Origin of the sequence: Chryseobacterium sp. VD8, from assembly GCF_037149975.1 — a bacterium.
Taxonomy (GTDB): domain Bacteria; phylum Bacteroidota; class Bacteroidia; order Flavobacteriales; family Weeksellaceae; genus Chryseobacterium; species Chryseobacterium indicum.
Map to the genome: position 1 here is coordinate 1 of NZ_JBBCQL010000224.1, position 7,682 is coordinate 7,682.

At 35.8% G+C, this 7,682-nt stretch carries 8 protein-coding genes and 2 pseudogenes; 2 read left to right on the plus strand and 8 right to left on the minus strand.

Annotated features, from left to right (window positions below; genetic code table 11):
- From WFK35_RS18600 to gpmI, 5 genes and pseudogenes are all read right to left on the minus strand, one after another.
- Window positions 1-328: pseudogene (locus WFK35_RS18600) on the minus strand (SAM-dependent methyltransferase); the annotation flags it as partial.
- Complete coding sequence (gene map / locus WFK35_RS18605; protein ID WP_336733816.1) at window positions 328-1,137, minus strand: type I methionyl aminopeptidase; 810 nt, start codon at window positions 1,135-1,137, stop codon at window positions 328-330. The gene map and the pseudogene WFK35_RS18600, both read right to left, overlap by 1 nt.
- Window positions 1,138-1,229: 92 nt before the next feature.
- Window positions 1,230-1,661 (minus strand): BT0820 family HAD-type phosphatase, encoded by a 432-nt coding sequence (locus tag WFK35_RS18610; protein WP_076390366.1) that lies wholly within the window; start codon window positions 1,659-1,661, stop codon window positions 1,230-1,232.
- Window positions 1,662-1,753: 92 nt separating this feature from the next.
- Window positions 1,754-2,734 (minus strand): acyl-ACP desaturase, encoded by a 981-nt coding sequence (locus WFK35_RS18615; protein WP_235130905.1) that lies wholly within the window; start codon window positions 2,732-2,734, stop codon window positions 1,754-1,756.
- A gap of 205 nt (window positions 2,735-2,939) precedes the next feature.
- Entirely contained in the window at window positions 2,940-4,481 is a 1,542-nt protein-coding gene (gpmI, locus tag WFK35_RS18620; RefSeq protein WP_235130906.1) for a 2,3-bisphosphoglycerate-independent phosphoglycerate mutase, read from the minus strand.
- 300 nt (window positions 4,482-4,781) lie between these two features.
- On the opposite strand from gpmI, the gene WFK35_RS18625 reads away from it, so the two are divergent.
- Complete coding sequence (locus WFK35_RS18625) at window positions 4,782-5,105, plus strand: translation initiation factor (RefSeq protein ID WP_039368770.1); 324 nt, start codon at window positions 4,782-4,784, stop codon at window positions 5,103-5,105.
- 351 nt (window positions 5,106-5,456) lie between these two features.
- On the opposite strand, the gene WFK35_RS18630 is transcribed toward WFK35_RS18625, so the two are convergent.
- From WFK35_RS18630 to WFK35_RS18640, 3 genes and pseudogenes are all read right to left on the minus strand, one after another.
- Entirely contained in the window at window positions 5,457-6,302 is an 846-nt protein-coding gene (locus tag WFK35_RS18630; RefSeq protein ID WP_336733817.1) for a hypothetical protein, read from the minus strand.
- 196 nt (window positions 6,303-6,498) lie between these two features.
- Window positions 6,499-6,789 (minus strand): annotated as a pseudogene (locus WFK35_RS18635) (cytochrome-c peroxidase); the annotation flags it as partial.
- Window positions 6,737-6,982 (minus strand): hypothetical protein, encoded by a 246-nt coding sequence (locus WFK35_RS18640; protein ID WP_336733818.1) that lies wholly within the window; start codon window positions 6,980-6,982, stop codon window positions 6,737-6,739. The gene WFK35_RS18640 and the pseudogene WFK35_RS18635, both read right to left, overlap by 53 nt.
- A 238-nt stretch (window positions 6,983-7,220) precedes the next feature.
- On the opposite strand from WFK35_RS18640, the gene WFK35_RS18645 reads away from it, so the two are divergent.
- Window positions 7,221-7,682, plus strand: a 462-nt coding sequence (locus tag WFK35_RS18645) for a phosphorylase family protein (RefSeq protein ID WP_442892083.1), incomplete at its 3' end; no start/stop codon positions are given.

The following is a 7,682-nucleotide window of genomic DNA, read 5'->3' on the forward strand; positions in this document are numbered from 1 at the left end:
TTTTCATTCTTTTAAACTTTCTCAGGAATTCCTGCTCAGGAGCAATATGTAAAACTTTATAATTTTTAATGAAAAAATCGGTTTCATTTTGCAGGTAAAGCCACATCTGACGGTGTCTTTCCAGACTTAAAGTTCCCGGCGACAAAGCGTTTTCGCGCTGGCTTCCGTATCCGTAAGGAAGAAATTTACGGTAAGATCTACCGTCAATCGGGTCAAAAAACGTATCGCCTTTAAAAAACTGATAAATAAGCGGTCGTGCCCAAATGCTCATTTTAATAAGCATCGGACGCGGAATTTTATTCAGTAAAAGTTTAGTTACTTTTTTCATTAAAAATCCAATTGGAACGCTTTTTCTTCATCGCTTACAATTCCCAAAGCTTCATAAATGTACTGGAATGTTGAAAGCAGCACCGGTTTTCCGTTGATTACCGCAACATCGTGTTCGAAGTGCGCAGAAGGCTGATTGTCTAAAGTTGTCACCGTCCATCCATCATTATGGAATTTCACTTTTTCAGTTCCCAGATTAATCATCGGTTCGATTGCAATCGTTAATCCGTCTTTAATTACTTTTCCGCTTCCCTGTCTTCCGTAATTCGGAACCTGCGGATCTTCATGCATCTGTCTTCCGACACCATGACCCACCAATTCTCTTACAACACCATATCCTTCTTTTTCACAGTGTGCCTGAATAGCGTGGGAAATATCCCCGATTCTTTTTCCTCTCACACACTGCTCAATTCCTTTATAGAGAGATTCTTTGGCTATTTTTAATAATTTTTTGGTTTCCGGCTTTACTTCTCCGATTTCGAAAGTATAGGCATGATCGCCTACGAAACCGTTCAGAACAGCACCACAGTCTACAGAAAGTACATCTCCTTCTTTAATTTCTTCTTTACTCGGAAAACCGTGAACCACCTGCTCATTCGGAGAAATACACAAAGAGTACGGAAATCCTCCATATCCTAAAAATGCAGGTTCTGCACCGTGATCCTTGATGAAATCGTGCGCTAATTTATCCAGATATAAAGTGGTAATCCCGGGTTTGATTTCTTTCGCCAACATTCCTAATGTTCTGGAAACCAAACGGGCACTTTCTTTCATAAGACGTAGTTCGTCTATTGTTTTTAATTGAATCATTGTTTTAATTTACCAATGTATTAGTATATTAATGTAACAATATCAATAATTGGTAAATTGATACATTATTAAATCGTTACATTTTAATTATCCTACCAGAATAATCCTTTTTTCTTTTCTTTTTTTAGTTTTGAATAGGCTAAAACCTCTTTTCCTTCCACACGGAATTCTATTCTTTCCTGAATAATATTGTAAATTTCGCCCCATCCCGGAAAACCTCCCAGATTTCGGTCATCTATAAACCAATCTGCATCCAGCTTTCTGGATTGTGTTTCCGGATCGAAAACTTCTCCTTCAAAACTTGAATTGACTGCATAAAATTCAATCCCGTTTTTTCTGCAGAATTCTACTGCTTCATCTAATGTTTTTCCGTGTCTGTATGTCCACAGAATCAATCTGAACCCCTCTGCCTGAAGTCTTCTAAGTGTCTCGAAAGCAAAAACCTTTGCCTTGCCGATTCCAGGGTACGCATCATCTACGATGGTTCCGTCGAAATCAACAGCAATTTTCTTATTATTCATCATTATATTTAAGATTTAGAATTGCAAAGATACAAAATAAAAAGAGTGCCAAAAATACTTAGCACTCTTACTTTATAATTTATCCAATTATAGAACTAACTTTTTACCCAACTGAACTGAAACTGAAGATCCGGCGTTGAAATTCTGTCTGTAATTTTCTGCAGCCTTGCAGGAAGTTTCATTAAATATTCCTGTGCTTTTTCAGCTTTTTCGTTTAGACCTTTTACGTGTTCAATCTTCCATTCATCCAGAAGGTCTTTCAGGATATTGATGTAATCCTGTCCTGTATATACCATGCATCTCTGTGCAGCATCCGAAAAATGTCCCCAAAGTTCTCCTGCTTTTTGTCCGGACTGTCTCATCATGTGAGCAGGCATTACGATTTTCTTACGCATCATATCTTCAAAAGCAAGAATCATTTCCGAAGGATCAATTTCTAAAATTTTTGCTACGAAATGTTTGTATGCTTTCGCGTGTCTCGCTTCATCTGCAGCAATCACACCGCACATTTTAGCCAATTTTCCGTTTCCGGACTGTTTTGCTAACGTTCCTACTCTTCTGTGGGAAATATTGGTTGCTGTTTCCTGAAAACTCGTGTATACGAAGTTTCTGTAAGGATCCATACTTGTTCCCAAATCGAAACCGTCATTAATAAGATATTGAGTAGTAACCTCAACTTCTCTCATATTTACTCTTCCGCACAAATAAAGATATTTGCTTAAAAGATCTCCGTGTCTGTTTTCTTCTGCAGTCCAGGCTCTCACCCAGTTTGCCCATCCGATTTCTTTCTGCTCCTGATCTACTCCTTCTACTCCCATTAACCAGGATTCGTAAGAAGGCAAAGCTTCTTCTGTGATGCAGTCACCAATCAGGGTTACGAAAAGATCATAAGGCATTTCACGTGCAAAAGTCTGAATTTCGTCTAAATCATGTTTAAAATCTTCGCTCGAGGGATCCGGAAGATAATCAGAGGGTTGCCAGATTTTCTCAATTGGCGTTAAAAATTTATTCAGAAAAGAACCTACTTCCTTTTCCAAAATTCCCATTACTTCTTTCCTTACAAGCTTTTGATACATTTTTAGAATTTAGATTAAACTACAAATTTAAAGTTTTATTTATTATTTAGGACATAATATTTTGTTAATTATTTCTGATATTAATCATAAAAAAATGCCGCTATATAAATAATAACGGCAATTTATCTTTAATATTTTTAAAACTTAAATAATATTTAAGAAACAAATGGTCTCTGATATTTTAATGAAACCTCCAGTATTTATTCTAGTTCACTAAAATATCTCCGGTCATTACTTCAGGAATTTCTACTCCCATTACTTTCAGGATTGTAGGGGCAACATCGCCTAGTTTTCCCGGTTTAAGATTCCACGTATGGTCTTTATCCATGACAATAAAAGGAACCAGATTGGTAGAATGCTGCGTATTCGGCGTTCCGTCCGGATTAATCATCACATCAGAATTTCCATGGTCTGCTAAAATGAATACCGCATAACCATGCTCGTAAGCTGTGGTTGCTACTTTTTCAATGCATTTATCTACCGTTTCAGCTGCTTTTACCGCTGCTGAAAAAACTCCGGTGTGTCCTACCATATCTGTATTTGCAAAATTCAGACAGATAAAATCTGCAGTTTCATTTTCCAGCTCGGGAACGATCGCATTGGTGATGTCGTATGCTGACATTTCCGGTTTTAAATCGTAGGTAGGAACATCTTTAGGGCTTGGACAAAGCAGTCTTTTTTCTCCTGTAAATTCGGCTTCTCTTCCTCCTGAAAAGAAAAATGTAACGTGAGGATATTTTTCTGTTTCTGCGATTCGGATCTGTGTTTTATGGTTTCTTTCTAAAATTTCACCCATCGTTTCGTGTAACACTTCTTCGTCGAAAACAACATGAACGTTCTGGAAAGTTTTGTCATAATTCGTTAAAGTCACATAATAAAGCGGCAGTTTTCTCATGAAAAACTCCGGGAAATCTTTCTGAGAAAGTACTTCCGTAATTTCACGGCCTCTGTCTGTACGGAAATTGAAGCAGATGACCACATCATTATCAACAATTTTAGCAACAGGAACCACATTTCCTGTCTGTGTGGAATCGATCATGATAATAGGCTTGATAAATTCATCCGTTACACTATTATCATACGATTTCTGAATTGAAGCTAAAGCATCTGTAGATTGTTCTCCCACTCCTTCTACCATCGCATCATAAGCCAGTTTTACGCGCTCCCATCTTTTATCACGATCCATTGCGTAATATCTTCCGACCACGGTTGCCAGTTTTCCCACTGTTTTTTCCATGTGATCCTGAAGTTCTTCGATAAATCCTTTTCCTGAAAGCGGATCGCAGTCGCGTCCGTCTGTAAAGGCATGAACGAAAACATTTTCATTCAGTCCGAATTCGTGGGCTGCCGTTAAAAGACCTTTTAAGTGGTTGATATGTGAATGTACTCCCCCGTTGGAAACTAAACCGATGAAATGTACTTTTTTATTTTCTTTTTTAGCATAATCAAAAGCATCCTGAATCACTTTCTGCTGTCCTAAAGAACCGTTCTCAACCGCCATATTCAGTTTAACCAGATTTTGGTAAACCACTCTTCCCGCTCCTAAATTCATGTGTCCTACTTCAGAATTTCCCATTTGTCCGGCAGGAAGTCCAACCGCCAGACCACTCGCTTCAAGCGTTGTATGTGGAAAATTTTTAAGGCAGTTATCTATAAAAGGTGTGTTTGCTTTATCTATAGCTGAAACATCAGGATTCATTCCCAGTCCCCATCCGTCAAGGATCGCTAATATTGCTTTTTTCGACATTTTGTATAAACTTTTGTATTACAAATTTATTTATTTTGAAATGAATGGAAGAATGGACGTACTTAAATTTTGTTTAAAATTTGTTTTTGGTACAAACGTATTTTCAATTTTGGTTAATTGCAATGGCGCAAAGAATTTTTAAATAGGCTGTTATATTTATTTTATCTTTGATAAAATTTTACACTGTAAAACCTGTTGAAAATCTTTGATTTTCCTGCGCTTCAGAGCACCGTACACATGAAAATCCTTTTTGCTTTTGCGTTTAATTAGAAAAAGTAAATATTTTATTAATTTTGCTTTATGGATTTAAGAGATCAATTGAAAAACCTTTTTCCTGATCATGAAGAACAGGATTTTGAGATGCCTGAAGAACAGTTCAAGCAAAAAGAACCTTTGGTGTGCAAATTTGAAAAAAAAGGAAGAAACGGAAAGCCTGTAACAATTGTTGAAGGCTGGGAAGGAAGCGAGGAAGAACTTAAAAACATTTCAAAAAAGATAAAAACCACACTGGGAATCGGCGGTTCTGAAAAGGATGGAACGATCATCATTCAGGGAGACAACCGTGATAAGATTATGAATATCCTTAAAGAAATGGGCTATAAAACGAAAAGAGTTGGCGGATAGTTTTTAATTTTAAATTCTTCAAACGCTATGACCGTGAAAGTTTTTTAATCTTACCTGAAAATATTTTCGTTCGCAATGGCGTTTCACTCAGCAAATGATAGCAGAGGCATTGCAAATTTTTGCATTAGAATAATTTTTATTTTTTAAAAATAATTCTGTGTTTGTGGCATCATAGCTTTTAGCTTTTCAATGGTTGCTTTTTCCATTGGATTTCCTGTTAATATTAATGTTTTAAGATTTTTCAGTTGAGGAATGTTAATTAAATGAATTTTATGTTAAATCGGGACTTATAAGAATCAAAAAAAGCCATATAAAATATGACTTTTAATTGTATTCAATTGGGTTAGGTTTTTAAGACAGGCTGTACCATTTTTTGAACAGGCTGTCGTAATCTTTCTGGTCAGATTTTGTCTTAATTAACGCAGCAAGCTGAGACATCTGTGTTTCTGCATCTGCTTTTCGCTTGTTGTAAATTAAAAAGTCGCAGTAGTTCCACATATTGGTATAGTATGGTTTTATACTGATGCTTTTCTGATAATTTGCTTCCGCTGCTACAATATCTTTATTCATAAAATGACATGATGCTAACTGATCGTACAGAAAAGCTTCATCCTGCTGATCCCAGCTTTGGCTGAGCGCTTCATTATAAACATCAATCGCTTTCTGATATTCTCCTTTCATTAAAAATTTCCCGCCGCGGTTGATAAATTCATTGGTTCTGTTGCTGATATCCGGTCCGGAATTATCATCACTATAAACAACGCCAATTTCACCCGACATTGCCGCTTTTTTCAAAAACTCCGCCAGTTTTTCATCAGATTCTGTATTTTCGAAGAAATCATTGATTGGTTTCAGCAGATATTCCTCAATCTGAATCGTTCCCGTAGCTTCATTCAGTCGCTTGTATAATTTAGCGGTTAATTTATCGGCTTTAACGTTCATCTCGTTTAAAATTTCTGTTAAAAGATCTAAAACAGCTAACACATGAGTTCTGTATTCTAGGGTTACTTTATCTCCGAATGGAAGAACAAAAGCTTCTCTTAATTCTTTTAAAGCGGCATTGTAATCGCCATTAGTATACAGTTTTCTGGCATTGATTAATTTTCCGGGAGCGTTTTTTAAACTTTTACGGCTGGAAATTACCGTGTAAATAATAAGCACAGCAAGAATCGCTGCAAAAATGATAACGTACTTCATAAATTTAAGTTTTTAAGGTAAATAGTTTATTAATCGTATTATTTTTAGCCTGAATAATCTGCTCTGCTATACAGATATTGATAAGACTAATTTTTATACTTTTTATTATCGGCGCAATATAGTCATTTTAATAAAAGTTTACCCATAAATTTTATTAATGTGGTACTTAACTATTGAATATTTCATTGATCATTAACTATTTTCTGCTTGTATCCGTAAGAGAATTTAAAAATGCAATAATTTGTTTAATCTCTGTTTGGGTTAAATTCAACTTATCCGAAGCCAGCGTCTGATTTTTCACCTTTAAACCAAGACCTTCTCCTCCCCCTTCATTGTAAAAATCCATAACTTCTTCCAGAGTATTGAAAGCCCCGTTGTGAAAATAAGGTTTCGTTAGAGCTGCATTTCTTACCGTTACTGTTTTGAAAGAATTTTCATAGATCCATGAATTTTCCTTTTTCACAGGACTGTTGATTCTTCCCTGATCTTCTGTCGAATGTTTTAAAATATGTATTTTTTGCGAGATAATTAATTCCTTCCTTTAAAATGGCATCGGCTTTCTGAATATTATAATTTTTAAAGTAAGGATCATCATAAAGATATTTTTGCATCCCTGAAATAGCATGAGCAGAAAAAGGATCGCAGCAAAGGGATAAAATCTCATGAAATTTTTTGCGCAAATCTATTAACAGCGCAGAATTCGGACGTTACCACAATTTTAAATCTGAATTAAATAATGTTTACATCTCAGTTCGGGTATTTTTTATTAATTTTAAACCCCGAAATCAAATTCATTACTAAAAGTCAATTTCCAATATTGACATTCTGAAAATAATGATGAGGATCTTGGGAGAGGATTTTTAAAGATTGACAAAAATCAATCACAATTTCAATGTATTAAACTATAAAAACGAATTTATGCTGAATAAACTTGCTGCTTCAGAACTTGTTCTGAACGAAGACGGAAGTGTTTATCACCTGAACCTTTTACCGGAAGATATTGCCGAAAAAATTATTCTTGTAGGCGATCCTGACCGCGTTGCGAAGGTTTCAAAATATTTTGACAAAGTAGAAGTTAAAAAGAATAAAAGAGAATTTTACACGCATACAGGAACGCTGAGAGGCGAAAGAATCACCGTAATGTCTACCGGAATCGGGACGGAGAATATTGACATTGTGATGAACGAGCTTGATGCGCTGGTAAATATCGATCTTAAAAATAAAGAATTTAAAGCGGAACATTCTGCTTTACAATTATTCAGAATGGGAACCTGCGGAAGCGTAAATCCTGATGTTCAGGTGGATAATATGCTGGTTACTCAAAATGTTGTAGGATTGGACGGTCTGATGCATTTTTATCAGGATTATGCGTTTGAAAAT